This is a genomic window from Sphingomonas sp. Sphisp66, from assembly GCF_047324325.1.
Lineage (GTDB): Bacteria > Pseudomonadota > Alphaproteobacteria > Sphingomonadales > Sphingomonadaceae > Sphingomonas.
Genome location: NZ_CP168508.1, coordinates 909,701 through 934,614, shown reverse-complemented (window position 1 = coordinate 934,614; position 24,914 = coordinate 909,701). Strand labels below are relative to the sequence as shown.

At 67.1% G+C, this 24,914-nt stretch carries 22 protein-coding genes; 10 read left to right on the top strand and 12 right to left on the bottom strand.

Annotated elements, in window-relative coordinates; translation table 11 throughout:
* Window positions 1–68: 68 nt before the first annotated feature.
* The 6 genes from ACEN8G_RS04605 to ACEN8G_RS04580 all read left to right on the top strand — a co-directional run bounded on the left by ACEN8G_RS04605 (window position 69) and on the right by ACEN8G_RS04580 (window position 5,682).
* Entirely contained in the window at window positions 69–830 is a 762-nt protein-coding gene (locus tag ACEN8G_RS04605; RefSeq protein WP_413418889.1) for a sulfite exporter TauE/SafE family protein, read from the top strand.
* A 231-nt stretch (window positions 831–1,061) separates the two neighbouring features.
* On the top strand, window positions 1,062–1,244 hold the full coding sequence (locus tag ACEN8G_RS04600) for a hypothetical protein (RefSeq protein WP_413414379.1): 183 nt from the start codon (window positions 1,062–1,064) through the stop codon (window positions 1,242–1,244).
* A 267-nt stretch (window positions 1,245–1,511) separates the two neighbouring features.
* Entirely contained in the window at window positions 1,512–2,075 is a 564-nt protein-coding gene (gene ahpC / locus ACEN8G_RS04595) for an alkyl hydroperoxide reductase subunit C (RefSeq protein WP_413414378.1), read from the top strand.
* A 238-nt stretch (window positions 2,076–2,313) separates the two neighbouring features.
* On the top strand, window positions 2,314–3,891 hold the full coding sequence (ahpF, locus tag ACEN8G_RS04590) for an alkyl hydroperoxide reductase subunit F (protein WP_413414377.1): 1,578 nt from the start codon (window positions 2,314–2,316) through the stop codon (window positions 3,889–3,891).
* Between the two features lie 60 nt (window positions 3,892–3,951).
* Window positions 3,952–4,704 carry a hypothetical protein gene (locus ACEN8G_RS04585; RefSeq protein ID WP_413740745.1) on the top strand — a complete coding sequence of 251 codons (753 nt, stop codon included), beginning with the start codon at window positions 3,952–3,954 and terminating at the stop codon, window positions 4,702–4,704.
* Window positions 4,705–4,776: 72 nt separating this feature from the next.
* Complete coding sequence (locus ACEN8G_RS04580; RefSeq protein ID WP_413414375.1) at window positions 4,777–5,682, top strand: hydrogen peroxide-inducible genes activator; 906 nt, start codon at window positions 4,777–4,779, stop codon at window positions 5,680–5,682.
* A gap of 91 nt (window positions 5,683–5,773) precedes the next feature.
* Here ACEN8G_RS04580 and ACEN8G_RS04575 read toward each other — a convergent pair whose 3' ends face one another.
* The 10 genes from ACEN8G_RS04575 to ACEN8G_RS04530 all read right to left on the bottom strand — a co-directional run bounded on the left by ACEN8G_RS04575 (window position 5,774) and on the right by ACEN8G_RS04530 (window position 19,005).
* On the bottom strand, window positions 5,774–5,956 hold the full coding sequence (locus tag ACEN8G_RS04575) for a hypothetical protein (RefSeq protein WP_413414374.1): 183 nt from the start codon (window positions 5,954–5,956) through the stop codon (window positions 5,774–5,776).
* A gap of 63 nt (window positions 5,957–6,019) precedes the next feature.
* Window positions 6,020–6,457: a molybdenum cofactor biosynthesis protein MoaE gene (locus ACEN8G_RS04570; protein WP_413414373.1), complete on the bottom strand. Its 438-nt coding sequence runs from the start codon at window positions 6,455–6,457 to the stop codon at window positions 6,020–6,022.
* Window positions 6,454–6,705: a molybdopterin converting factor subunit 1 gene (gene moaD, locus ACEN8G_RS04565; protein WP_413414372.1), complete on the bottom strand. Its 252-nt coding sequence runs from the start codon at window positions 6,703–6,705 to the stop codon at window positions 6,454–6,456. The genes ACEN8G_RS04570 and moaD overlap by 4 nt, the downstream gene beginning before the upstream one ends.
* Window positions 6,705–7,256: a CDP-diacylglycerol--glycerol-3-phosphate 3-phosphatidyltransferase gene (gene pgsA, locus ACEN8G_RS04560; protein ID WP_413414371.1), complete on the bottom strand. Its 552-nt coding sequence runs from the start codon at window positions 7,254–7,256 to the stop codon at window positions 6,705–6,707. The genes moaD and pgsA overlap by 1 nt, the downstream gene beginning before the upstream one ends.
* A gap of 207 nt (window positions 7,257–7,463) precedes the next feature.
* Window positions 7,464–9,485, bottom strand: a complete 2,022-nt coding sequence (locus ACEN8G_RS04555) for a glycoside hydrolase family 97 protein (RefSeq protein WP_413414370.1) — start codon at window positions 9,483–9,485, stop codon at window positions 7,464–7,466.
* Between the two features lie 23 nt (window positions 9,486–9,508).
* Complete coding sequence (locus ACEN8G_RS04550; protein WP_413740744.1) at window positions 9,509–10,549, bottom strand: cupin-like domain-containing protein; 1,041 nt, start codon at window positions 10,547–10,549, stop codon at window positions 9,509–9,511.
* Window positions 10,542–11,984, bottom strand: coding sequence for a tryptophan 7-halogenase (locus ACEN8G_RS04545; RefSeq protein WP_413414368.1), 1,443 nt, complete (start codon window positions 11,982–11,984; stop codon window positions 10,542–10,544). The genes ACEN8G_RS04550 and ACEN8G_RS04545 overlap by 8 nt, the downstream gene beginning before the upstream one ends.
* Window positions 11,981–13,543: a tryptophan halogenase family protein gene (locus ACEN8G_RS04540; protein ID WP_413414367.1), complete on the bottom strand. Its 1,563-nt coding sequence runs from the start codon at window positions 13,541–13,543 to the stop codon at window positions 11,981–11,983. The genes ACEN8G_RS04545 and ACEN8G_RS04540 overlap by 4 nt, the downstream gene beginning before the upstream one ends.
* 67 nt (window positions 13,544–13,610) lie before the next feature.
* Window positions 13,611–16,967: a TonB-dependent receptor gene (locus tag ACEN8G_RS04535; protein WP_413414366.1), complete on the bottom strand. Its 3,357-nt coding sequence runs from the start codon at window positions 16,965–16,967 to the stop codon at window positions 13,611–13,613.
* A gap of 493 nt (window positions 16,968–17,460) precedes the next feature.
* Window positions 17,461–19,005 (bottom strand): MFS transporter, encoded by a 1,545-nt coding sequence (locus ACEN8G_RS04530; protein ID WP_413414364.1) that lies wholly within the window; start codon window positions 19,003–19,005, stop codon window positions 17,461–17,463.
* Between the two features lie 58 nt (window positions 19,006–19,063).
* Here ACEN8G_RS04530 and ACEN8G_RS04525 point away from each other — a divergent pair, with 58 nt between their 5' ends.
* Window positions 19,064–20,077 (top strand): LacI family DNA-binding transcriptional regulator, encoded by a 1,014-nt coding sequence (locus ACEN8G_RS04525; RefSeq protein WP_307118247.1) that lies wholly within the window; start codon window positions 19,064–19,066, stop codon window positions 20,075–20,077.
* 223 nt (window positions 20,078–20,300) lie between these two features.
* Entirely contained in the window at window positions 20,301–21,572 is a 1,272-nt protein-coding gene (locus ACEN8G_RS04520; RefSeq protein WP_413414363.1) for an MFS transporter, read from the top strand.
* A 27-nt stretch (window positions 21,573–21,599) separates the two neighbouring features.
* On the opposite strand, the gene ACEN8G_RS04515 is transcribed toward ACEN8G_RS04520, so the two are convergent.
* Window positions 21,600–21,770, bottom strand: a complete 171-nt coding sequence (locus ACEN8G_RS04515) for a hypothetical protein (RefSeq protein WP_183994034.1) — start codon at window positions 21,768–21,770, stop codon at window positions 21,600–21,602.
* 81 nt (window positions 21,771–21,851) lie between these two features.
* Window positions 21,852–22,859 carry a LacI family DNA-binding transcriptional regulator gene (locus ACEN8G_RS04510; RefSeq protein WP_413414362.1) on the bottom strand — a complete coding sequence of 336 codons (1,008 nt, stop codon included), beginning with the start codon at window positions 22,857–22,859 and terminating at the stop codon, window positions 21,852–21,854.
* An 84-nt stretch (window positions 22,860–22,943) separates the two neighbouring features.
* On the opposite strand from ACEN8G_RS04510, the gene ACEN8G_RS04505 reads away from it, so the two are divergent.
* Window positions 22,944–23,696 carry a kinase gene (locus ACEN8G_RS04505; RefSeq protein ID WP_413414361.1) on the top strand — a complete coding sequence of 251 codons (753 nt, stop codon included), beginning with the start codon at window positions 22,944–22,946 and terminating at the stop codon, window positions 23,694–23,696.
* A gap of 141 nt (window positions 23,697–23,837) precedes the next feature.
* Complete coding sequence (locus tag ACEN8G_RS04500; protein ID WP_413414360.1) at window positions 23,838–24,797, top strand: helix-turn-helix transcriptional regulator; 960 nt, start codon at window positions 23,838–23,840, stop codon at window positions 24,795–24,797.
* The last annotated feature ends 117 nt before the right edge of the window (window positions 24,798–24,914 follow it).

Sequence of the window (24,914 nt, the reverse complement as noted above, 5' to 3'; positions counted from 1 at the left end):
GTATGTATCTTGTTGGAACGTTCCGGGGCCGTCATCCATTCCTTCCCGGCCCAACCTTCAAGGTGCGAATGATCTTTGGAATCGACCTGACCCTCCTGCTGCCCTTCATCGCGGTGGGATTCGCCGCCCAGATGGTGGACGGCGCGCTGGGCATGGCCTTTGGCGTGATCTCCAACACCCTGTTGCTGAGCCTGGGGGTGCCGCCCGCGGCAGCCTCCGCCGGCGTGCACACGGTCGAGAGCTTCACCACCGCCGTCTCGGGCATCAGCCATGCGGTGCACAAGAACGTGAACTGGAAGCTGTTCCTGCGCATCGCCGTGCCCGGCGTGATTGGCGGCGGCCTGGGCGCCTATGTGCTGTCGAACATCGACGCGGGCACCGCCAAGCCCTTCATCCTCGCCTATCTGACCGGGATCGGCTTCTACCTGCTGTGGCGCAGCCGCCATTATCCGCCCAAGGAGAAGTCGCCCAAGATCGTCGAGCCGCTGGGCCTGGCGGGCGGCTTCCTCGACGCGGCTGGCGGCGGCGGCTGGGGGCCGGTGGTGACCAGCAACTTGCTCGTCCAGGGCGCGAGCCCGCGCACCACGATCGGCACGGTGAACACCGCCGAGTTCTTCGTTACCACAACGATCTCGGCGACCTTCATCACCCAGCTCGGCTGGGGCGCCTTCACGCTGGCGACGGTGGGCCTGCTGATCGGCGGCGTGATCGCGGCACCGTTCGGCGCGCTGCTCGCCAAGCGGGTGGAGCCCAAGACGCTGATGCTGATGGTCGGCATCGTGCTGACGCTGACGAGCTTGTATAATTTGTACCTGGCGGTGGGACGGTAGGGCTTTCTGGAATCCTCCCCCGCCAGGGGGAGGTGGCACGCGAAGCGTGACGGAGGGGGCGGTGGGCGAGACGATGGTGCGTCGCTTACCGCCCCCTCCGTCATTCCCGCTGCGCGGGAACGACACCTCCCCCTGGCGGGGGAGGATTGGAAGCCACCTTTACACCTTCCTTACGCCCTGCCCCATCTTCCCTCTCGAAGCTTAACGCCGATCCGCCCCACATCCCCGCGCATGTGGGACAGCAGCAGGAACAGCCGCCACGGGCGGATACGACGCATCGGGGCGCGGGAAAGCAGATGGCAGCGGCGCCGGGGCCGGATCGTCGACTGGCTCGGCGCCTGCCGGCCGCTCGACCTGATCCTGGGGAGCATGATCATGATAACCGTGATCGCGACGATCGCCCACGCCTTCTGATTCTCCACCGATCGGGCCAAACCCGCCCTTTTCATCTTGCGATGCAGCAGGCTCCGCCGCCGCGGCGCATTTGCGCGTCCGTGTGAAGAGCGGGGTGAGACAGCCATAGCTGCACGGCATTGCAGATAATTCAGCCGATCAATCAATTTATCGCAACTGATCGACTAAACCGATCAACGCGACCGGCTATTCCAATTTCACATTGCGATGCAGCGGGACTATCTCGCTTTTGCAACAACAACCCCCGTTCTGGAGGAATACCAAGCAATGGCTCTCATCGGCAGCACCATCAAGCCGTTCACCGCGCAGGCCTATAAGGAAGGCAAGTTCGTCCAGGTCACCGACGCGGACACGAGGGGCAAGTGGGCGGTGTTCTTCTTCTACCCGGCCGATTTCACGTTCGTGTGCCCGACCGAGCTCGAGGACCTGGCGGACATCTATCCGCAGCTCCAGAAGATGGGCGTCGAGGTCTACTCGGTGTCGACCGACACGCACTTCAGCCACAAGGCCTGGCACGACACCTCGCCGGCGATCGGCAAGATCAACTACTACATGCTGGGCGACCAGAACCACGTGCTGTCGACCAACTTCGACGTGCTTCGTGAGGGCCAGGGCCTGGCCGACCGCGGCACCTTCGTGGTCGATCCGGAAGGCGTGATCCAGCTGGTCGAGATCACCAGCGAGGGCGTTGGCCGCAACGCGGCCGAGCTGCTCCGCAAGATCAAGGCTGCGCAGTATATCGCGGCGCACCCGGGCGAAGTCTGCCCCGCCAAGTGGGAAGAGGGCGCCGAGACGCTGGCCCCGTCGCTCGACCTGGTCGGCAAGATCTGATCCCCCCGGCGCCCGTTAGCCCCCTTGCGGGCGCCCCCAGCGGCCCGGGACGGCGATACCCTTCTGTCCCGGGCCGTTTTGTGTCCAGCTCGCCCCTGCCCTTGCCGGGGTCCATCGAGCAACCGGTGACGCCTTCAGTGATTGCATTGGCCGCGTCCCCAACAAACAACCACCGCCAGTACCTCGCGGCACGGTGGACCCCGGAACAGGTCCGGGGTGACGAAAAAGGAAAGATGCCATGCTCGACGCCAACCTGACCCAGCAGCTCAAGGGCTATCTCGCGAACATCCGGGAGCCGATCGAGCTGGTCGCCAGCCTTGGTGACGATGCCAAGTCGCGCGAGCTGGAAGAGCTGCTGAACGAAATCGCCGCGCTGTCGGACAAGGTCTCGGTCGTCCGCACCGATGACGATGCGCGCAAGCCGAGCTTCCTGATCCACCGCACCGGCACCGATATCGGCGTGCGCTTCGCGGGCCTGCCGATGGGGCATGAGTTCACCTCGCTGGTGCTTGCCCTGCTCCAGGTCGGCGGCCATCCGAGCAAGGCGGCGCAGGAGCTGATCGAGCAGGTCAGGAACCTGGACGGCGACTTCGTCTTCGAGACCTATTTCTCGCTGACCTGCCAGAACTGCCCCGACGTGGTGCAGGCGCTGAACCTGATGGCGGTGCTCAACCCGCGCATCCGCCACACCTCGATCGACGGCGGGCTGTTCCCGGCCGAAGTCGAGGCGCACCAGATCATGGCGGTGCCGAGCGTTTTCCTGAACGGCGAGCCCTTTGCCAGCGGCCGGATGGAGCTGGAGCAGATCGTCGCGAAGATCGACACTGCGGCCGGCGCGCGCACGGCGGCGAAGATCGCGAGCAAGGAGCCGTTCGAAGTGCTGGTGGTCGGCGGCGGCCCCGCCGGCGCCGCGGCGGCGATCTATGCGGCTCGCAAGGGCATCCGCACCGGCATCGCGGCGGAGCGCTTCGGCGGGCAGGTGCTCGACACGATGAGCATCGAGAACTTCATCTCGGTGAGCCACACCGAGGGGCCGAAGCTCGCCGCGCATCTGGAGCAGCACGTCAAGGACTATGACGTCGACATCATGAACCACCAGCGCGCCGCCAGGCTGGTGCCGGCACGGCACGAGGGCGGGCTGCACGAAGTGGTGCTGGAGAATGGCGCGACGCTGAAGGCGCGCACCGTGATCCTCTCCACCGGCGCCCGCTGGAGGACGATGGGCGTGCCCGGCGAGGAGGAATATCGCAACAAGGGCGTGACCTATTGCCCGCACTGCGACGGCCCGCTGTTCAAGGGCAAGCGCGTGGCGGTGATCGGTGGCGGCAACTCCGGCGTGGAGGCCGCGATCGACCTGGCCGGGATCGTCGGGCACGTCACGCTGATCGAATATGACAGCCAGCTGCGCGCCGACGCGGTGCTGCAGCGCAAGCTGGGCAGCATGGCCAACGTCAAGGTGATCACCTCGGCGCTGACCATCGAGGTTGCGGGCGACGGGCAGAAGCTCACCAGCCTGACCTACAAGGACCGCAACCACGGCACCGAGCACCAGATCGAGCTGGAAGGCATCTTCGTGCAGATCGGCCTGGTCCCGAACACCGAGTGGCTGAAGGACAGCATCGCGCTGTCGCCGCGCGGCGAGATCGAGATCGATGCGCGCGGGGAAACCAGCCAGAAGGGCATCTTCGCAGCCGGCGACTGCACCACCGTGCCCTACAAGCAGATCGTGATCGCGATGGGCGCAGGCTCGACCGCGGCGCTCTCGGCATTCGACTACATGATCCGCCTGCCCGAGGAGCTGAGCGAGGCGGCCTGAACCGAAACGGGGCGTCCTGCGGGCGCCCCTTTACCGGCCCTCCCCCTTTCCGATAGCCTGGTGCAGGATATCGGGAGGGGATGGCCGATGCGCAGTGGCGGTTTCGCCGTGTGGTGCCTGATCGCCGCCCTGTTGCCTGGCTTTGGCAGCAGTGCCCGCGGGCAGGAGCTGGCGCGGGGCCAAGCAACCGGTGGCGGCGCCAAAATCGAGGGCGAACCACCGGAGACCGAGGTGATCCGCGCCGGTGCGAAGATCCTCGCCGAGGAACCGCTCTGCGTGCTGGCGCCCCGCGCGCTCGACCATAGCTGGGGCGAACACATGTTCGTCGAGGCCAAGGATCGTGCTGCGATCGAGCCCTTCATCCAAGCCGGACTGCTACAGTTCGTCGACAAACCGGCGGGCCAGCCCGATAATCCGGAACGACTCTGGTACGATGTCACGCCCTATGGCCAGCAATGGTCGGCGCCGTCCTGTCTGGTGAACCGATATGCCTATCCCGTCCATTTCGGCTGGGGCTTCCGGATCGGTACGCCGGAGATCGGGAAGACCTATCCGTTGATGATCCTCACGCGGGGGGAGTGCGAGACCAGCGCGAGCGTGATGTTCGAATATCGGATGAAGCTGGAGCCGTGGTTCGTGCCGGGTCGCTTCGAGACCAATTTCGGAACCAATGGCGGGATGCACTATTTCGACGCGGCGCAGAATGTCGGCCGCGCGCAGGTCCGTTATACCAGCGGTGACGGGAAGCACTGGACCGAGGAGCCGATCAGCTACGGCCACGGGGGATATGTGATATGCGAAAAGCTTAAGTGACCCCACCCGCTTGGGGATGGATTAATCGCCCGAAGCGCTTATCTACGCGCCAGTAATCGAAACAGGCGATCAATGGCGCAGACCACTTACCTCCCGACGCTCAAGCAGCTGCAATATCTCGTCGCGCTTAAGGACCATGGCCATTTCGGCCGGGCGGCGGAGAGCTGCTACGTGACCCAGTCGACGTTGTCGGCGGGAATCCGCGAGCTGGAGACGCTGATCGGCGTGGTGCTTGTCGAGCGGACGCGGCGGGTGGTGCGCTTCACGCCGCTGGGCGAGCGCATCGTCGAGAAGGCGCGGCGGGTGCTGCGCGAGGCGGACGAGCTGGGCGACCTCGCCCGCGCCGCCGGGCGGCCGCTCTCGGGCGAGATGCGGATGAGCGTGATCCCGACGATCGCCCCCTTCCTGCTGCCCCGCATCCTGCCCAAGCTGCGCCGCGACTATCCCGACCTGAAGCTCTACCTGCGCGAGGAGACCAGCGGCCAGGCCTGTGAGGGCCTGCACCATGGCCGCACCGACTGCGTGCTGCTCGCCTTGCCCTATGCGTGCGGCGACGTGGAGACGGCGCCGTTGTTCGACGACCGGCTGTTCGTCGCCTATCGCGAGGGCGAGATGGACCCGAGCGCCTCGATCCGCCCGGCCGAGATCGACGAGACGCGGCTGCTGATGCTCGAGGACGGGCATTGCCTGAAGGAGCATGCGCTGGCGGCGTGCAACCGTCCGGAGATGCGCGCCGAGGCCACGATGCTCGGCACCTCGCTGCACACCATGGTGCAGATGGTCGACAACGGCCTGGGCGTGACGATGCTACCCGAGATGGCGGTGGACGCCGGGATCCTCGACCACACCCAAGTCGCCGCGCGGCCGCTCGATGCGGACAATGCCTCGCGGCGGATCGCTTTGGTGTGGCGCAAGGCGTCGCCGAGAGAGCGGGACTTCCGGTTGCTGGCGGACGTGCTGGCGGAGGCCCGGCCTTAATTTCTACCCGTTATTCTCCGACGAAAGCCGAAACTCAGCACCACAAACACTTGCGCATAGAACTCTGGAGCCCGGCTTTCGCAAAGGAACTTCAATTTCTGCGCTGTTGGCTTGGCACTGAGTTTAAGATCACCAAACGCTCGGATTTGACGCGCTCAAAATCACATCTGACGAGTTGGCGGATATATTCTGCGGTTGTAGCGTAGCTTCCTAAGCTAGCTTGCTCCACGACAAACACTCGATCCGCATCGCTGATTTTGATGCTGAGCAGCATGTTGTGAAGCCTATACTGATCGGCTGCGCTGACAACCACTTACCTCCGAAGTGGAGCAGCAAATCATGTCCACCGCTCCGCAGCCAGCTCGTCGCTCGCGCGCGCCTCGACCCAGCTCGCCACCTCCCCGCGCCACTCCCGCTTCCAGAACGGCGCGTCGGTCTTGAGGCGGTCGATCAGATAGGCGCAGGCCTCCAGCGCTTCGCGGCGGTGCGCGGCGGCCGTGCCGATGAAGACGATGCGCTCGCCCACTTCCATGCGGCCAACGCGGTGGAGAATGGTGACCCCGAGCAGGTTCCAGCGGTCCATGGCCTGCTCCGCCAGGGTGCAGAGCGCGTCCTCGGTCATGCCGGAATAATGTTCGAGTTCGAGCGCGGTGACGCCGCCATCGCCGCGGACCACGCCGGTGAAGCTCGCCACCCCGCCCGCGCCGCGCTCCTCGAGCGCCGCCAGCTCCATGGCCAGCTCGATCGGGGCCGGATCGATCGAGACGCGGATCATCCGCCGGTCACCGGGGGGAAGAGCGCGACTTCCTTCGCATCGCCCAAGGGCGTGTCGAGCGGAACGAAGCGCTGGTCGATCGCGGCGCGCAGCTTCGCGGGGTCGGCAAAGGCGGCGGCATGGCCGGGGCTCTGCTCGGCCAGCCAGCAGATCAGGTCGGCGACATTGTAGACCGCCTCGGGCGGGTCGACACGCTCCTGCCCCACGCCCACCGCCTCGCGGACCCAGGCGAAGTAGAGCAGCTCCATCAGCTGTCCATGTGCCGCAGGCCGACGCGCAGATAGTCCCAGCCGGTGATCAGGGTGAGCGCGGCGGAGACCCAGAAGGCGGCGAGCGCCGCCTGCCACAGCCAGGCATAGGGCAGCGCACCGGCGAGGATCAGCCCGCCCAGCGCCACCAGCTGGAGCATGGTCTTCCACTTGGCGAGGCGCGAGACGGGCAGCGAGACCTGGATGCCGCCGAGAAACTCGCGCAGGCCCGACACGGCGATCTCGCGGACCAGTATGACCAGCGCGGGGATCAGGTGGAGATCGGTGATCACTCCGCGCCCGGAGAGGATCAGCAGCACCGCGGCGACCATGATCTTGTCGGCGATCGGATCGAGGAACACGCCGAGCTTCGACACCGTGCCCTGGGCGCGGGCGACATAGCCGTCGAAATAATCGGTGACGCCCATCAAGCAGTAGATCGCGAAGGCGATGCCATAGCCAAGCCGCCATTCGGGCCACCAGAGGAACGCCGCGAGCAGCGGCACCGTGATGATACGCGAGAGCGTGAGGATGTTGGGCAGCGTCAGCATTCGCGGATGCTTACCACCATCGCTTTAGGTTCGTCATCCCCGTGCAGGCGGGGATGACGGCGAACGCTTGCCTCTAGCAGTTCCCCGGCGAAGGCCGGGCCCCAGCTGCAATGTCATTCGAGAGGTGCTCACGCCTAACCGGGTGCGCCGAACCTGGGCCCCGGCCTTCGCCGGGGATCAGTTCAGCCCAATTCCGCAGGCTCCGCCCTACTTCACCAGCTTGAAGCGGATCGCCTGGCCGCCGCCGGGGGCAAGGTCCAGGTCGAGCGTATCGGCGCTGGTCACCACGCGCTTCTCGATCGCATAGGCGACCGGCTTCTTCACATAGTCCGCATCCGCCGCGTCACGGTAGATCTGCGCCTCGTAGCGCTTGCCCGGCGCGAGGAAGTCGAGCTTCACCGGCAGCTTGCGCGCCATCTCGTCGGTGATCGCACCGAGATACCAGTCCCCGCCCCCGCGCGGTTGGCGGGCGACCACGACATAGTCGCCGATCTCGGACGCCAGCGTCCGCGTCGTCTCCCAGTCGGTCGGCACATCGCGGATGAACTGGAAGGCGTCGAGATGCTTCTCGTAATTCTCGGGCAGGTCGGCCGCCATGTGGATCGGCGAGTAGAGCACGACATATTCGGCCAGCTGCGCCGCCAGCGTCGACTGGTTGCGCTCGGTCAGCAGCGTCTTGCCATGTTCGAGATCGAAGATGCCCGGGGTGAAGTCCATCGGCCCGGCAAGCATGCGGGTGAAGGGCAGGATCGTGAGGTGCTCGGGCGGATTGGTCGGACGGCCCCAGGCGTTGAACTCCTGCCCACGCGCGCCCTCGCGGCTCACCCAGTTGGGCCAGGTGCGGCGCAGGCCGGTGTCCTTGACCGGCTCGTGCGTATCCATGGTGATGTGGCGCTTCGCCGCCGCCTCGATCACCTTGAGATGGTGCTGGACCATGAACTGGCCGGCGAACCACTCCTTGCCGCCCTCACGATCGAGGATGTCGCCCGAGTGGCGGACATAGCCGGTCTTCACCGACGGCACGCCGACCTTCGCGTACAGATCGAGCGCATCCTCGAGCTGGTTCTCGTAGTTCACCACCGCGCCGGCGGTCTCGTGATGGCCGATCAGATGGACACCCTTCGACTTCGCGTATGCCGAAAGCATCGACAGGTCGAAATCGGGGTACGACTTGGTGAAGCTGAACTTGTCGCCGTTATCGATCCACTCGCCGTCCCAGCCCTGGTTCCAGCCTTCGACCAGCACGCCATCGAACCCGTACTTCGCGGCGAAATCGATGTAGCGCTTCACATTGTCGTTGTTGGCGCCGTGGGTCGGCCCGCTGCCCCAGGTGGTGCGGTTGAGATGCATCTCCCACCAGACGCCGACATATTTGCCGGGCTTGAACCACTTCTGGATGTCCGGGAGCTTGTTCGGCTCGTTGAGGTTCAATTCGATCCGGCTGTCGGCCAGCGCACCGGGCGTTGTGCCGACCAGCAGGGTGCGCCAGGGCGTGCTGAACGGGCCGTTCTTCTTCGCGCCGACGCCGTCGGGCCAGGGCATCAGCCAGGCAGTGAGCTTGCCCGCGCCGTCGCCCTGGAGGAGCATGCTCGGGAAATCGACCAAGGCCGCCTCGTGGATCGAGAGATAGAGGCCGTTGTCGCCCTTCAGCGTCAGCGGCGTCTCGGCGAGGGTGATCCGGCGCGCATCGGTCTGGGTGTAGAGATATTCGTCGCGCTCCTGGCCGAGCCCCTCGTACCACCAGGCCTGATAGCTGCCCTTGGTGCGGAACTGGGTGCGATCGGCAGTGACGCCGACCGCCTGCCCCGCCGGAATGCCGGCGTAGGTGTAGCGGAAGCCGACGCCGTCATCGAAGATGCGGAAGGTGACCTGCATCGCCTTGTTCAGCGCGGTGTCGCCGGCGATGGTGACGGCCAGTTCGCTGTGGTTGTCGCGGACCAGGCGTTGCTCGCCCCAGGGCTGCTCCCAGCTACTGTCCGAGGCCGACCGCCGGGCATCGGTGATCGCGGTGTAGCGCGCGGCCGGCTCGCCGGCGAAGCTGAGGCCGAGTTCCGAAGGCGCGATCACGGTCACGTCGCCGCGCTTCACTTCATAGCGCGCTGCGCCCCCCTCGACCGAGACGCACAGCTCCAGCACCTTGCCGGGCGACTGGGCGCACTCCCGGTCGGCCGCCATGGCGGTGGCCGGCGCGGCAAGCGCGAGAAGCGAGACGAGGGTACGAGAGATCATCCGGTTTCTTTCTTGTGGGGAGGTCATGATTTGAGGAACGCGGCGCGCAGGCGCTGGCGGAGCGATGCCCTCTCGCCGGGGCGCATCGTGCCGAGGGTGCCGCGCTGGGTGGGCGGGATATGGTCGGCGCCATGCTCGCCGAAGACATGTGCCTCGAACATCGCCCGCCAATAGGCGCGCTCGTGCGGCGGCAGGTGCTTGTAGGCGAGCAGGCTGGCGAGGAAGACGTCGTTGGGCTGATCGAGCCCGCTCGCGTCGTCGCCCCACCAATAGTTCACCATCGCGTTGAACGGGCTCAGCGAGCTGACATGATGCCACCAGCTGCGCGGGATGAAGAGCGCATCGCCGGGATCGAGGAACGCGACGCGGGCAGTGGCCAGCGCGTCCGCGAACAGCGGGAAGCGGACGAAGTCGGGTGCCTCGGGATCGACCAGCGAGAGCGGCGGCGGGTTGTCGAGCGGCCCCACATAGAGGTTGGCGACCTGCTCGGGCGGGAAGAGCAGGAAGCGGCGGCGGCCGGCCAGGACGCAGGCGAGATTGTGGTCGCGGTCGTTATGGGTGCGGGTGTGGACCGGGCCGCCGACCCATAGGCGCGGGGCGACCTCCGCCGGCAGCAGCGGCATCGGGTTCTGCGCGACGAAGCCGGGCATCTGCGCCGCCAGCGGCAGCATCTGCACCGCGACATAGGGCGCGTTCTCTTCGCCAGCGAGACGCAGGATGCGGTCGAGCGCATCGCTGAGGCTGGCGCTGCGGCGGCTGAAATTGAACTCGCGCAGGTCGGCGCCATAGCCGAACTTGCCCTGGGTGCGCGCGGGCGCCTCCATCACCGGGACGGGGGCGCCGCGATCATGCCCCTTGAGATAGGCGGACAGCTCCCCTGCCCCGGCCCGGCCTGCGGCGAGCGCGGGCCAGTGCTCGAACAGGCCCTTGAGGACCATGGGCACGCCGGCCTGGATCAGCTCGGCGAGATCGGGGGGGGGGGGCGGGGCGCGCGCGGCGACGCGCGGCAGGCCGTCGAGCGGGCTGGGCTCGGGATCGGATGCGCGGCGGAGCGGCTCAGGCACGGGCGAGCCACTCGGCCTGGGTCAGCTGGCGCAGCACCTGCTCGCGGACGAAGCCGAGCATGCGGCGGAACTGAACCTTCACTTCCTCGGGCGGGACGCGGTCGATCGCGGGCGGCCAGCTTTCGGGCTCGACGCCGTGACCGAGGAACAGGGCGCGCCAGCTGTCCGGGGGGAGATTCTCCTCCTCGAACGGGGCGAGCTCGGCGCGGGCGCGGAACAGGGCGATGGTGTGGGCGAGATCGGGGGAGACCTTGGTCTCGCGGGCAGCCTGCCAGAAGGGTCCGGTGTAGCGCGCGAGCGCATAATGGGCGGACTGGAAGTCGCGGAGACGGTCCAGTGCTTCCGGGATGACGCGGTTATATTCGGCGCGCTCGGCATCGAAGCCGGCGCCCGCCGGGAAATCGGCGAGAAGCTGGACCAGGCTGACCTGGAAGCCGAGCAGGTCGATGCCGTGGACCGGATCGAAGCTGGTGCCGAGCGTGACGCTGTTGCCGGTCCAGGGCTGGGCCGAGCGGCCGGGCTCGACGGTGCGGATCACCGCGCCTGCGAGCGGGAGGTCGGCAGCGGCGGTGGCGGCCTGGAGTGCCTGCTCGTCGCTGGCGAGGGCGCTCGACCAGGCATGGGTGACATAGGTCGCCGGGCGGCTGGGGTGGAGCGCGGTCCAGCCGGCGGGGCCGGCGCGGTTCTCGGCATAGACGGGGATGTTGGCGAAGGCGGGGGCGGCGGCGGTGAGGACGCGGTCGACCGGGAACTGGTCGCGCCAGCTGTGGAAGGAGTCGTTGCCGAGATGGGCGCCTGCGTCGACATAGAGGTCGGCGGTCAGGCGGCGGCCTTCGCCCAGATCGAGCGCAGTGATCGTCTCGCCTTCGCGTTCCACCGTAAGCCGCTCGGCGGCGTGGAGCGTCGCGCCGTAGCGGATCGCCGCTTCGCGGAGCAGCCGGGCATAGGGGATGGCCGGCAGGTGATAGCCATAGTCGCAGCGACCATAGATCGCGTTCTCCTCGTCGGGGAACATGAGCCGGCCCTGCCGCGCGGCGGCGGCGGTGAGCGAGAAGTCGTCGAGCGGGACGCCGAGGCCATAGCGGCGGGCCTTGACCCAATGGGCGAAGAAGTCGCCGTCGCCGATCCGGGCGCCGGCCGAGCCATAGGCGTGGAGGAAGGGTGGTTGCGCGCCGACCAAGTCCGTGAAGTTCTGGCCAAGCGTCAGGCTCCCCCCGGTGGCGTGGAGCAGGCCGGTCTCGTCAAGGCGGAGCTGGTTGTGCAGCGCCTCCAGCGCCGGGAAGGTCGCGTATGCGTCCGCGGGCGTGCGCGCGCTGGGCAGCTCGACCGCCTCGACCTTCACCCCCGAGGGGCCGAGCCCGCGGGCGAGCGCGGCGGCGGCGAGCCAGAGCGGGGCGTCGCGGCCGGCGACGATCACGGTGAAGGGGGCGGTCACGCCGACACCGCCTGGGTATCGGCCTTGCCGCTGCCGGCCGGGCAATAGCTGGCGATGAACTCGGCATGCAGGGGCAGCGAAGCGGCGTTGGTGGCGATGCGCTCCCTCAGGTCGGCTAGGCGATCGACAACTTCGTCGAGCGGCAGGCGATCGGCAGCGCGGTCGTGCGCGCGGGGTTCGATCCCCTGCCCGGCCAGCACCGCCAGCCAGCTATCGCGCGAGAACAGGCCGAGCTTGTAGTCGGGCGCGCGGCCGGCGGCGCGGAACAGCTCGATCTTGTGGGCGAGGCTGTCCGGCAGCGTCATGCTGCGGACATGGTCCCAGAGCGGTTCGCCGTGGCGGGCGTTGGCGGTGTAGTGAAGCACCAGGAAGTCGCGGGTGCGGTCGTAATGGATCTCGTAGAGCCGGTTGAACTCGGCGGCGAGGCGCGGATCGGGGCCGCGGCCGGGCACGGGCATCAGCTTGGCGAGATCGGTGATCGCTGCCTGGATCAGGAAGATGCTGGTCGATTCGAGCGGCTCGAGGAAGCCCGAGGAGAGGCCGATCGCGACGACATTGGCTTCCCAACCCTTGGCCCGGCGGCCGGCCTGGAAGCGCAAGGTGCGCGGATCGGCGAGCGGGGCGCCGTCGATCGCGCCGAGGATGGTCGCGCGCGCCTGCTCCTCGCTGCAGAAGGCGCTGGAGAAGACATAGCCGTTGCCGATGCGGTGCTGGAGCGGGATGCGCCAGGTCCAGCCGCCGGTCTGGGCGGTGGCGCGGGTATAGGGGGTGATGCCGTCGACACTGGCGCAGGGCACGGCCATGGCGCGGTCGCAGGGAAGCCACTGGCTCCAGTCGTGCCAGGCGACGCCCATCGCTTGCCCGAGCAGCAGCGAGCGGAAGCCCGAGCAGTCGATGAACAGATCGCCTTCGATGTTCGCGCCGGACTGGAGTGTGACGCTCTCGACAAGGCCGCTTTCGGCGTTGCGGGCGACCTCGGTGATCTTGCCCTCGATGCGCCGCACGCCACGTTGCGTGGCCCAGCCACGGAGGAACTCGGCATAGAGGCCGGCGTCGAAATGATAGGCGTAGGAGAAGGTCGAGCGGATCGAGCGGGTGTCTTCGTTGGGCAGGTCGAACACGCCTTCACGGCACATCGCCGCGGCGAAGCTGTATTCGGCGAGGTCTCCGACGTCGTGGCCGGCGGCGCGGGCACGCAGCCAGTGGTGCTGGAAGTCGGTGCCGCCCCAGCGCTCGCCGAACACGCCGAAGGGGTGGAAATAGCGGCCGCCGGGCCTGTCCCAGCCGACGAACTCGATGCCGAGCTTGAAGCTGCCCTGGGTGGCGCGCAGGAACTCGACCTCGTCGAGCCCGAGCATCGCGTTGAAGTCGCGGATGTGCGGCAGCGTCGCCTCGCCCACTCCGACCGTGCCGATCTCGTCGGATTCGATCAGGGTCAGCGCGTAATCGGTGTTGGGAAGCAGGCGGGTCAGGCCGGCCGCGCACATCCAGCCGGCGGTCCCGCCGCCGACGATGACGACGCGGAGAGGCGTCGCGCTAGGGTTCGACCTGGGCTGCATGGCACCCGCTCGTGAAGAGGAAAAAACTGGCGCCGCCGGGGAATGAAGCCGGCGGCGCCGAGGGGAGTTAGAACTTGAACCGGGCGCCGAACTGGAAGCGCCGGTCGACGCGGCTCCAGTTTGCGTCGCGGTAAACAGGCTTGGCGCCCGGCGTCGCCGAGGAGTCGCCGAAGATCTGCTGCTGGAACACCGTGGTGGTGCCGAGCAGGTTCGAGCCTTCGATCGACAGCTCGACCCACTTGGCCAGCGAGAAGCGCAGCGACCCGTCGAGGAAGCCCGCCGCCTTCTGGAACACCGGCAGGCCGATGCAGCAGTCGAGGTTGTTGGTCAGGAAGCGCGAGCGCCAGTTATAGGCGAGGCGCATGCCGATCGGGCCCTTCTCGTAGAGCGCCACGGCGTTGAACGTGTGCTTCGAGATGCCCGCCAGCTGGTGCGAGTCGATCACCACGCCGCGACCGCCCGACACGTCGAGGCCCGCGCCGAAGCCGCCGGTGCCGCCGGCATCGAGCGCGCCCTGGGTCACCAGGTTCGAGTTGTTGATGCCCGACTGGTCGACAAAGGTGTAGTTCAGCTGGGTGCCGAGGCCGCTCAGCACGCCCGGCAGGAAGTCGAAGAAGGTCTGGAACGCGACCTCGATGCCCTTCAGCGTGCCGCCATCGGCCGAGTTGCGCGGGCCGCGCATCTGCACCGTCTGGGTCGATCCGTTGTTGGTGAACGAGCGCAGGAACTCGCCATAGGAGATCGTGCCGTTGAGCTTCTTGTAGAAGCCGTCGATCGTGAACGAGCTGCTGCGGCCGAAGTAATGCTCGAAGGTCAGGTCGAACTGGTCGGCGGTGATCGGCTTCAGCGCCGGGAAGCCCGATTCCGCGCGGAAGACGAAGTTGTAGCCGGTGACAGTGCCGCCTGCGTTCTTCACCAGATAAGGCGAGTTGGGCGTGCCATCGAGGATCGGACCGTTGATCGAGACGAAGTTGCGCAGCAGGCCGAAGTCCGGCCGCGACATGCCGCGCGAATAGCCGAAGCGGATGAAGCTCTTGTCATCCAGGCCGAGGCGCAGGTTGAAGCTGGGCAGCCAGTTCTCGTAGCTCGACTTGTAGACGTTCGGCGAGCCGGCGCCATTGGCGAAGGCCGAGACCGCAGGCGTGACGAAGCACATCGGGTTGACCACCCAGCCTGCCGGCAGCGGGCCGCCGCAGGGGACGTAATTGTTGAAGGTGGTGGTCAGCGGATAGCCGACGCTGCCGTCCGAATCGATGTCGGTGCGGACGTAGCGCAGGCCGATATTGCCGCGGATGTTGACCCCGCCGATGTCCTTGCCCTCGCCGCCGAAGCGGAGCATCGCATAGGCCGCCTTGGTCTTCTCCTTGACGTGCATGATCTCGGACGGGAGGTAGCAGCCGTCCACGGTGCCGGTGCGCGAGCAGATCGGCTCCCAGCCCATCGGCGAGCCGGTGGTCGTGCCGCTGACGCCCTGCACCAGGCGCGCCCGGTCCATCAGCGTGTCGCGGTTCATATAGACCAGCGGATCATTGGCGTAGACGCCGCCATTGTAGAAGTTGTCGCCGAGCGTGACCGACTCCCACATGCCGGCGCCATAGCCCTTGAACGGCGTATGGGCGGCGTTGCAGGCCGGATAGTTGCCGCCGGTGGTGTTGTCGATGTTGAAGCCCGGGCCGTTGCAGTTCCACGAAGCCGCGACCGGCGACCAGTTGAAGGTCGAGTAGCGGACCGTCTGGCTGCGATCGGCATAGCGCACGCCGATCTTCAGCGAGTCCAGCCAGCTGCCTTCGTTGAAGTCATAGGCGACGTCGCCGCGGAAGGCGGTTTCCTTGGCGTCGTTGTTCTCCATGTGCGCCTGGATGAACGGCATCCAGTAATTGTGCGGGTTGGAGAGGCCGCCGGTGGCATAGTTCACGTTCGAGCCCGGCAGCAGCTTCACATTGGGCGTGCCGTCGCTGTTCACGCTGTACTGCATGTTGGCCATCGAGCCGACCGCGACGAGGATGTCGTCATTGGTCGTGTTGGCCCAGATGTGCTGGACGTCGAGATTGACGTGCAGGTTCTCGGTCGGATCCCAGCTGATGTTGCCCGACAGGTCCTGGGTGCGCTCGCGGTGATCGAAGTTGCGCGCCTCGTTCTGGAAGTAGTTGCCGTCCTGCAGCGTGGTGCAGACCGACGGTGCGGCGCAATTGTTGACGAAGGGCAGGCCCGGCACGGCCGAACCGGTGTTGATCGCGTCCTGCGTGCTGCTCCAGCTGCCCGCCCAGCTGCCATGCGCCTGGGTCAGCGTGCCCGACTGGAGCATGCCGTCGGGTCCGAAGACGAAGGCCGAGGTGCCCGGCGCCGCGCCGAGGATCGAGCTGGTGCGCGGGAAGAAGGCCGACTTGCCGTACGCATCGCCCTGGAAGATCACGTGGCTGGCGCGCTCGAGCCAGGCATTGTGATATTCGCTGTCGTTATACTGGGCGGTCATGCGGAAATTGCCCGCATTGTTCTCGTACTGCGCCGCCGCCGAGATGCCGCGGCGGGTGCGGTCGTAATCGACCTGCGAATAGCGGATGCCGTCCGGGATATAGGCCCAGCCCGAGCCACCGAACGGGTTGGAGGCGCAGGCGACAGAGCCGTCCGCATTGACGATTCCGCCGCCCGAAGCGTTGGTCGAGCCAGTGGTGCAGAAGGTGTCGATCTTGTCCATGATCACGCTTTCGGTGCGCGTGACGACATGGCTGCGGGCGAAATTGGCCATCAGGCCGAAGCGGCCGATCGCGGTATCCCAGGTGTTCGAGATCAGGCCCGAGAACTCGCCGGTCCACTCCTTCGAGCGGGTGCCGTAGGTCGCCTTGGCATTGCCGGCGATGAGCAGGCCCTTCTGGTCGAACGGCAGGCGGGTGCGCAGGTTGACCGTGCCGGCCAGGCCGCCCTCGATCATCTCCGCGGTCTGGTTCTTGTACGCGTCGACGCCGGCCATCAGCTCGGGCGAGACGTCGTTGAAATTGAGGCCGCGATAGCTATCGGCCGAGAAGCTGTCGCGCCCGTTGAACTCGGTGCGGACGAAGGTGAGGCCGCGGATGAGCACGCTGGTCGGCTCGCCCGAGGGGTGCGTGGAGTCGTCGGTCGACTGGAGGCGCGAGGTGGTGATGCCCGGAACGCGCTGGAGCGCGCCCGACACCGAAGTGTCCGGGAACGCGCCGATGTCGGTCGCGGTGATCGAATCGACAACGGTGTCGGAATCGCGCTTGATCGTCTGCGCGCTCTCGAGCGCCTTGCGGACGCCGACGACGACGATCGCGCCGCCGCTATCGTCCTCCTGCACCGTTTCGGAAGTGCTGGCCGGCGCGGTCTGCGCCTGGGCAATGCCGGCCAGGCCCATCAGGGCCAAGGCGGCTAACGAGGCGCTGCCCCGCAGGATCGTGGTCTGCTTCATCTTTCCTCCCTCCGTCGCGCCTTTGCGGCGCTGTTGCATGCAAGACGTCGCAGAGCCCCCGCCCCGCGACGTCGCGTCAGATTTCGTGTCGGTGTGCAGAGGTGCGGATGCGCGAAGGCCGCGCAGGGCATGGCCCCACGCTGTCGCTGCGCATGATCGCAAGCCGGCCGTGCCGTGCTTCCCCCAAGACACCCTCCATCGTGCCAGCCACGCTCTCCGGCGCGGCCATCCACTGCGAGCTACCCAGCCCGGGAAGCTCTTTGCGTAACTTTGCGTAAATTGAGCAAAGCCGCAAGAGGGAAATTTTCGAAAATGTTTCTAGAGCTATAAGATTATAAAATAACGATATTACTGAGATAATGCGCTCAGAATGGCCTGCCGGCGGGTGTGGGATGCGAGTCGCGCAATGCAATTTTGCCTTGCAATCAATGCAAGTTTTGCACAACCTGGCACGGCAATGCAAAGCGACGCACAGCCTTGCGCCCGCATAGGGCTATTGCCGGGAGCCGGTGTCGGCGCTGCGCGGAAGCGTGAGCGCGAAGCCGGCGGCGATCAGCAGCGTCGCGGCGGCGAGGACCAGCGCATATTCGGCCTGACCATGGAAGACGCGGCCGACCAAGGGCCCGAGCATCGTCGAGGCGACGATCTGGGGGATCACCAGGAACATGTTGTGGATGCCCATGTACACGCCGGCCTTGCCCGGCGGCACGCTGCCGGCGAGCATGGCATAGGGCATCGACAGGATCGCCGCCCAGGCAAGCCCCACCCCGATCGTCGGCAGCCAGAGCGCCACCGGATCGCCGACGAGCAGGAAGCCGACCAGCCCGGCCGCGCCGAGGGCCAGGCACAGCGCATGGGTCGCGCGGCGGCCGAGCCGCTCGCCGATGCCGGGGAGCAGCAGCGCGCCCAGCGCCGCGACGCCGTTATAGCCGGCGAACAGCACCCCCACCCAGTCCGCTGCGGCATTGTACCCCGGCGAGGCCGGATCGGCGGTGCCGTAGTGGCGGAGCGCCAGCGCTGGCACGGTGTAGATCCACATCGCGAACAGGCCGTACCAGGTGAAGAACTGGACCACGGCGAGGCGCTTGAGCAGCACCGGCATCGAGCGGATGTCCTCGACGATCTCGAGCATGCCGATCGAGCTGCGGCCGAGGCGGCGCAGGCGGACCACCACCGCCTGGAGCAGGCCGAACAGGAAGCAGATGCCGGCGATGACATAGATCTCGCGCTTCCAGCCGGCGAGTGCGGCGGCGCCGGCGATCCCCGCCCCGGCGAGCATCCAGGCGATTCCGTGGCGGACCAGCGAGGCGGCGCGCTCGGGCGAAAGGACATGCGGCGGCATCGCCGCTTCCGGCAGGCGCGGCGGCGCCGGGCATTCGCGGGTGGTAACGATCGTCCAGGCCACGGCGAAGAGCAGGCAGAAGCCGCCGATATAGAAGGCGGTGCGCACCGACTGGGGCAGCAGGTGCGGCTCGGGCTGGCCGCTCAGCCCTGCCCAATGGACCAGCATCCAGGGCAGTGCCGAGGCGAACACCGCGCCGATGCCGATGAAGAACACCTGCATCGCGAAGCCGGCGGTGCGCTGGCTTTCCGGCACCCGGTCCGCGACCAGCGCGCGGAACGGCTCCATCGCGATGTTGATCGAGGCGGTGAGCATCCAGAGCATGAGGCTCGCCGCCCACAGGCTGGTGGCGTTGGGCATCAGGAACAGGGCAAGCGCGGTGCAGACCGCGCCGGCCAGGATATAGGGGCGCCGGCGGCCGAGGGGGCCGCGGGTGCGGTCGCTCAGATGGCCGATGATCGGCTGGACGAGCAGCCCGGTCGCGGGGCCGGCGATCCACAATATGGCAAGGTCGTCGAGCTCGGCGCCCAGGGTCTGGAAGATCCGGCTGGTGTTGACGTTCTGCAGGCCCCAGACGATCTGGATGCCGAGCAGGCCGAAGCACATGTTCCAGATCTGCAGCAGGCGGAGCCGGCCCGTGCCGGGCGCTGGCGTGCAGGCGATGTCGATCGCCTCGCTCTGCCGGCCTGCTTGCAATGCTCCCCCCTCACCGTTCTAAACATGCCGTATTCGGCTTTCCTCAAGCTTGGGCACAATGGGCAGCAGTAGCAACAACAATACGACGCTGGAGGATCTGGCGAAGCTGGCGGGCGTGTCGATCTCGACCGTCTCGCGGGCGCTGAACGATCATCCGCTGATCAGCGCGCGGACCAAGCAGAAGATCTGGGCGCTGGCACGCGACCATGACTATCCCTTCCGCCCCTATATGCCGGCAGCGCCGGTGGGGGCCGAGGGGACGATCGTGATCGTCACGCCGTTCATGCGCGGGCGGCCGCTGCCGCTCTCCCACCCCTTCTTCCTCGAGCTGCTCGCCAGCATCGGCGAGGCGGCGCGTGCGCGCGACTGCGACTTCACGGTGAGCCACACCACCCCGGCCAATTACGAGGACCTGGTCGCCACCACCACGACCAGCCGCGCGAGCGGGGTGATCTTCCTCGGCCAGTCGATGCTGCACGACGCGTTCAACCAGCTGACCCAGACCAACGCCAATTTCGTGGTGTGGGGGGCGCAGATGGCGGGGCAGCTCTATTGCTCGATCGGATCGGACAACCAGCTGGGCGGCCGGCGCGCGACCGCGCACCTCGCCCGGCTGGGCCGCAAGGCGATCCTGTTCCTGGGCGGCACCGATCCCGAATCGATGCAGCGCAAGCGCGGCTATGACGAGGCGCTGAAGGAAGCGGGGATTCCCGCCGACCCCAAGCTGGTGGTGCCGGTCGATTTCGAGCTCGAATCGGCGGACGCGGCGGTGAGCCGGCTGCTGCGGCGGCACGTGCATTTCGACGGGATCGTCGCCTCGTCCGACCTGATCGCCCTGGGTGCGATCCGGGCACTGCGCCGCGCCGGCGTGTCGGTGCCGAACGAAGTGTCGGTGATGGGCTATGACGACATGCTGCTCGCCCGCCTCTCGACACCGGCGCTCAGCACGATCCGGCAGGACACGTTCGAGGCGGGGCGCCAGCTGGTCTCGCGGATACTGGACCCCTCGCCCGATCCCAGCGCCGAGCGGCTGCCGACGGATCTGATCGTACGGGAATCGTGCGGGGCTTGACCCCGTAAGTCCCCCTCCCTGGAAGGGAGGGGTCAGGGGTGGGTGGATGTACGCGTTACGGCAACCGCAAGGTCGACCCTCCCTTCCAGGGAGGGGAGCAGGTGGGAAACCGATTAACCGATTGCCGCCGCGCATGCCGCTCGGCTATGCCCGCGCGACATTCGGCGGAAAAACCGCAATCAGAGGTGAAGGTTAGCTTATGCATGGTGCGGCGCTCGGTTTGATGCGGGAGCGCCGGTTCCTGCCGCTCTTCGTCACCCAGTTCCTCGGCGCGTTCAACGACAATCTGTTCAAGAACGCGATGATCTTCTTCGCGACCTACCAGATCTTCAACTCGGTCGAGGACGAAACACGGTTCAGCGCGATCGCGACGGGCATCTTCATCCTGCCCTTCTTCCTCTTCTCCGCGCTCGCCGGCCAGCTCGCCGACAGCTACGACAAGGCGAAGATCATGCGGATCATCAAGGCCGCCGAGATCGGGATCATGCTGGTCGGCGCCTCGGGCATCTTCCTCAAGAATCTCGAGCTGATGCTCGCCGCCCTGGTCGGCATGGGCATCCATTCGGCGTTCTTCGGCCCGATCAAATATGCGATCCTGCCGCAGCATCTGGAGGAAGACGAGGTGCTCGGCGGCACCGGCATGGTCGAGGCCGGCACCTATATCGCGATCCTGTGCGGCACGATCGCCGGCGGCGTGATCAGCGCCAAGGCCGCGGCCTTCGCGGTGATCGGCGTGGCGCTGGTCGGCTGGCTGGCCTCGCAGCGCATCCCCTCCGCCCCGCCGCTGACCAAGCTCAAGATCGACTACAACATCTTCCGCGCCTCGTGGCGGCTGATCGCGGCCACCATGCACATCCGCCGGCTCTATCTGGCGATCATCGCGATCAGCGTGTTCTGGACGATCGCCGCGGTGCTGGGCGTGCTGTTCCCGCCGCTGGTGAAGAACGTGTTCCACGCCCAGAAGGACGTGGCGAGCGTGTTCCTGGGCATTTTCTCGGTGGGCATCGCGATCGGATCGGTGATCATCAACCGGCTGCTCAAGGGCCATGTCTCGGCCAAGTACGCCGTGCGCTCGGTGCTGACGATGATGATCTTCGTCATCCTGTTCTACTTCACCGCCCGCTTCTGGCCGGTGCATGACGGCCCGCTGCTCAAGACCGCGCACTTCATCACCATGCCGATGGGCTGGGCGGTGCTGGGCCTGTTGCTGGCGATCGCGACCAGCGGCGGCATGTTCGTGGTGCCGCTCTATGCCTTCCTGACCACCACCGTCGATAAGTCGCAGACCGCGCGCACCGTCGCGGCGAACAACATCGTCAATTCCGGCTTCATGGTGTTCGGATCGGTCGGCATCTTCGGGATCAGCAACATCCCCAAGGTCGGCGTCGCCGAATGCATCCTGGTGGTGGTGCTGCTCTGCCTGGCCTCGGCCTGGTGCGCCCACCGGCTCTACAAGGCCGAGGACGCGCCGCACGCGCCGGATGTGTTGCCCTGATTTAGGAGCGGGCCGGCGCCGCAGCCGTCAGGCGATGAACGTGAAGAAGCAGACGAAGAAGGCGGTGAAGCTCAGGGCGAAGAGCTTCACGTCGCTGTCGTCGCGCAACTTGCGCTGCTGCGCCACGGCGCGGCGGACATAGCGGCGGAACGGGTGGCGGCGGGGCGCGTAGCCCTCGAGGACGAGCTGGCGTTGCATGGCCAGCAGTTAACGACTTCTTAACTTTTACCGCCAGCGCCCACTTTGGTTAACCGAGTCCAATGGCGGGACGGCATTTGGTTACCGGGGCGCAGGCCCCGTGCTCGCCCGCACCATCAGCTTGTGCTCGAGCGTGACGCGCGGCTGGGGTGCGGCGCCGCCCAGGATCAGCTCGGCCGCGGCCGAGGCAAGCTCGTGCACCGGCTGGCGGATCGTGGTGAGCGGCGGCCAGACGGCGCGGGCCAGGTCCGAATCGTCGAAGCCGGCGATCGAGAGCTGGCCAGGCACGTCGATGTCGCTCTCATGCGCGGTGGCGAGCGCACCGGCGGCCATGTCGTCATTGCCGGCGAAGATCGCGGTGGGCCGGTTCTTCAGCGCCAGCAGCTCGCGCGCGGCGGCCGCGCCCGAGGCGAAGTCGTTCTCCGCCGCGACGACCAGCGCCGGATCGAAGGCAATGCCATGCGCCTCGAGCTCGGCCCGGTAACCGGCGAGACGGTCGGCCGAGGAAGCGTGGCTCTCCAGGCCGCGGATCATCGCGATGCGGCGATGGCCGAGCCCGATCAGGTGGGCAGTCAGCTCGCGCGCCGCGGCGACGTCGTCCATCGAGGCGGACAGGCCGGCATCCTTGCGGGTGCCCGGCGCGATCCGGACATAGGGCAACCCGCGCCGGTCGAGCTCGTCGAGCAGCGCGGTCGCCTCGGTCACCGGCGGCGACAGGATCAGGCCGTCGAGATGGGTCTCGTCGATCAGCGCGAGCACGTTCGAGACGAGATCGGGCGACTGGCTGTCGATCGGCTGGAGCAGCAGGCGGTACCCGAGCTCGGTGCAGCGCTGCTGCGCGCCGGTCTGGACGTGATAGATGTAATAGGGGCTGGGATTGTCGTAGAGCAGCCCGACCTGGAAGGACTTGCGCCCGGCAAGCGTGCGGGCGGCGTGGCTTGGGCGGAAGTTGAGCCGGGCGACGACTTCCTCGACACGGCGGCGCGTCTCTTCGCTGACATGCTTTTCATTGTTGAGCACGCGGCTGACGGTCTTGAACGACACGCCTGCGATCTTCGAGACTTCCTTGATCGTCGGACGACTGGACACATGCATTCCCCGCCAGGAGGCAGCCCCGGCCTGCAACAGCCATATTTGACAGCGCTGGCAGTGCGCAAGCACAGATGCTGGACGATGACCCCGGTTCCTCCCCTCTCCGCCGCAGAATGGATCGCCGCACGGCTGCGCCCCGGCACAAGGCGGCCGTTCGTGCTCGGCATTGCCGGGGCGCAGGGGAGCGGCAAGAGCACGGTCGCCCATGCCCTTGCCGCCCGTTTCGGCTGCCCGGTGCTGTCGCTTGACGACCTCTATCTGGATGGCAGCGCGCGGCAGCGGCTCGCCGAGACCGTCCACCCACTGCTGCGCACCCGCGGGGCGCCGGGCACGCATGACGTGGCGGCGGGGCTCGCGGCGATCGAGGCATTGGCGCACGGGCCCGCCCTGCTCCCCCGCTTCGACAAGGCGCGCGACGAGCCCGGCGCGCCCGAGCAGGTCCCGGGCCCGGCCGACATGCTGATCCTCGAAGGCTGGTGCCTGGGCGCGCGGCCACAGGCGGAGGCGGAACTCGCGGCACCGGTCAATGCGCTGGAGCGCGACCGGGATCCCGACGGCCGGTGGCGGCGCTGGGTCAACGACCAGCTCGCCGGCCCCTATGCGGCGCTCTGGGCGCGGATCGACCAGCTGGTGTTCCTCGAGGCGCCCGGCTTCGACGTGGTGGCGGACTGGCGGATCGAGCAGGAACGCAATGCGGGCGGCCCGATGACCGACGAGGCGGTCCGCCGCTTCGTCCAATATTATGAGCGGATCACCCGCCACATGCTGTGCCATGCAAGCGACTGGGCGGACCTGACGCTGCGGCTCGACGTTAACCGGACCCCGATCGCTTGATCTGGATCAATCCGCGCCCGGTTCGGGACTCCATCCTATAAAATCTGCGTGCAGGCGAATGTTTCCCGGGCTACAGCGGAATCCTGTAAGCGTAAGAAATTAAAACCAAACCCCAGAAACAAAAAGGCCGGGGAGTTTAGTTTGGTATCGCAGCCCCTTCGCGTCCATCGCTACTCTACCGAGAATGTCGCAGCCAAGGATCGCCACGAAGTGTGGCTAAGCCACTGGCCGAGCACGGCTCCGCTTTACCATACCGAGCCGTTGGAGGAGTTCCGCGTCTCAAGCAACATCGCGCAGCTCGGCGATATCTCGCTCGTCTTCACCGACATCTCCGCCCAGCGCTGGAAACGCGACAGCAAGCTCATCGACCGGGGCAACGACACGCTCAACCTGACGGTCAACCTCGACGGCAAGGCCTGGGGCGTTGCCGGCGCCGAGGAGCGGGAATGGGTCCAGATGCCGGGCTCCGCCGTCGTGGTCGACCGCCAGCAGACCTCGTCGCATATCTCGGCCGGCGGGCGCAGCATCAGCATCTCGGTGCCCCGCGCCCTGGCGACCGAGGCGGGACTCGACGTGGCCAGCCTGCACGGCGTGACGCTGAACCCCTCCGAACATGCGATGTTCACCTCGCACGCCCTGCATGTGCGCGACGTGCTGGCCCGCTTCTCCGAGACGGATGCGGCGCGGCTGGGCCGCACGATGCTCGACGTGCTGGTGCTGTCGCTCAAGGCCGCCCAGCGCAGCGATGCGCATGGCTACAAGGAGGATCCGAGCACGCTGCTGCTGCGCGCCGAGCGCGAGATCCGAGAGAATCTCGGGTCCCCCGCGCTGACCGTCGCCAATCTGTGCCGCCGGCTGAGCGTCTCGCGCAGCACGCTGCACCGGGTGTTCGAGGCGAGTGGCGGCGTGCAGGCCTATATCCGCGACATGCGGCTGGATGCGGCACGGCACGCGCTGCTCAACCCCGGCAGCCCCGAGCGGATAGGCGACCTTGCCGAGCGGCTGGGCTTCAGCGACGCGGCGCATCTGAGCCGGTTGTTCAAGACACGCTTCGGCGAAACCCCGAGCGATTGCCGCGCTCGCGCCGTCCTGCACCGCTGACGATGCGACCAACCGCTCGTAGCTGCGACATGGGTTCAAGCTACTGACAAGGATGTTCAAGACGGAATCGCCGGTCCTGACTTAAGCAGGTCCGCATATTCCGGCGCGTTTCCGCGA

Bases quoted from the DNA above. Each gene is read 5' to 3' on its own strand.
- ACEN8G_RS04605 (WP_413418889.1), top strand. From the start codon at position 69: ATGATCTTTGGAATCGACCTGACCCTCCTGCTGCCCTTCATCGCGGTG.
- ACEN8G_RS04600 (WP_413414379.1), top strand. From the start codon at position 1,062: ATGTGGGACAGCAGCAGGAACAGCCGCCACGGGCGGATACGACGCATC.
- ahpC (WP_413414378.1), top strand. From the start codon at position 1,512: ATGGCTCTCATCGGCAGCACCATCAAGCCGTTCACCGCGCAGGCCTAT.
- ahpF (WP_413414377.1), top strand. From the start codon at position 2,314: ATGCTCGACGCCAACCTGACCCAGCAGCTCAAGGGCTATCTCGCGAAC.
- ACEN8G_RS04580 (WP_413414375.1), top strand. From the start codon at position 4,777: ATGGCGCAGACCACTTACCTCCCGACGCTCAAGCAGCTGCAATATCTC.
- ACEN8G_RS04575 (WP_413414374.1), bottom strand. From the start codon at position 5,956: ATGCTGCTCAGCATCAAAATCAGCGATGCGGATCGAGTGTTTGTCGTG.
- ACEN8G_RS04570 (WP_413414373.1), bottom strand. From the start codon at position 6,457: ATGATCCGCGTCTCGATCGATCCGGCCCCGATCGAGCTGGCCATGGAG.
- moaD (WP_413414372.1), bottom strand. From the start codon at position 6,705: ATGGAGCTGCTCTACTTCGCCTGGGTCCGCGAGGCGGTGGGCGTGGGG.
- pgsA (WP_413414371.1), bottom strand. From the start codon at position 7,256: ATGCTGACGCTGCCCAACATCCTCACGCTCTCGCGTATCATCACGGTG.
- ACEN8G_RS04555 (WP_413414370.1), bottom strand. From the start codon at position 9,485: ATGATCTCTCGTACCCTCGTCTCGCTTCTCGCGCTTGCCGCGCCGGCC.
- ACEN8G_RS04540 (WP_413414367.1), bottom strand. From the start codon at position 13,543: ATGCAGCCCAGGTCGAACCCTAGCGCGACGCCTCTCCGCGTCGTCATC.
- ACEN8G_RS04535 (WP_413414366.1), bottom strand. From the start codon at position 16,967: ATGAAGCAGACCACGATCCTGCGGGGCAGCGCCTCGTTAGCCGCCTTG.
- ACEN8G_RS04525 (WP_307118247.1), top strand. From the start codon at position 19,064: ATGGGCAGCAGTAGCAACAACAATACGACGCTGGAGGATCTGGCGAAG.
- ACEN8G_RS04520 (WP_413414363.1), top strand. From the start codon at position 20,301: ATGCGGGAGCGCCGGTTCCTGCCGCTCTTCGTCACCCAGTTCCTCGGC.
- ACEN8G_RS04515 (WP_183994034.1), bottom strand. From the start codon at position 21,770: ATGCAACGCCAGCTCGTCCTCGAGGGCTACGCGCCCCGCCGCCACCCG.
- ACEN8G_RS04505 (WP_413414361.1), top strand. From the start codon at position 22,944: ATGACCCCGGTTCCTCCCCTCTCCGCCGCAGAATGGATCGCCGCACGG.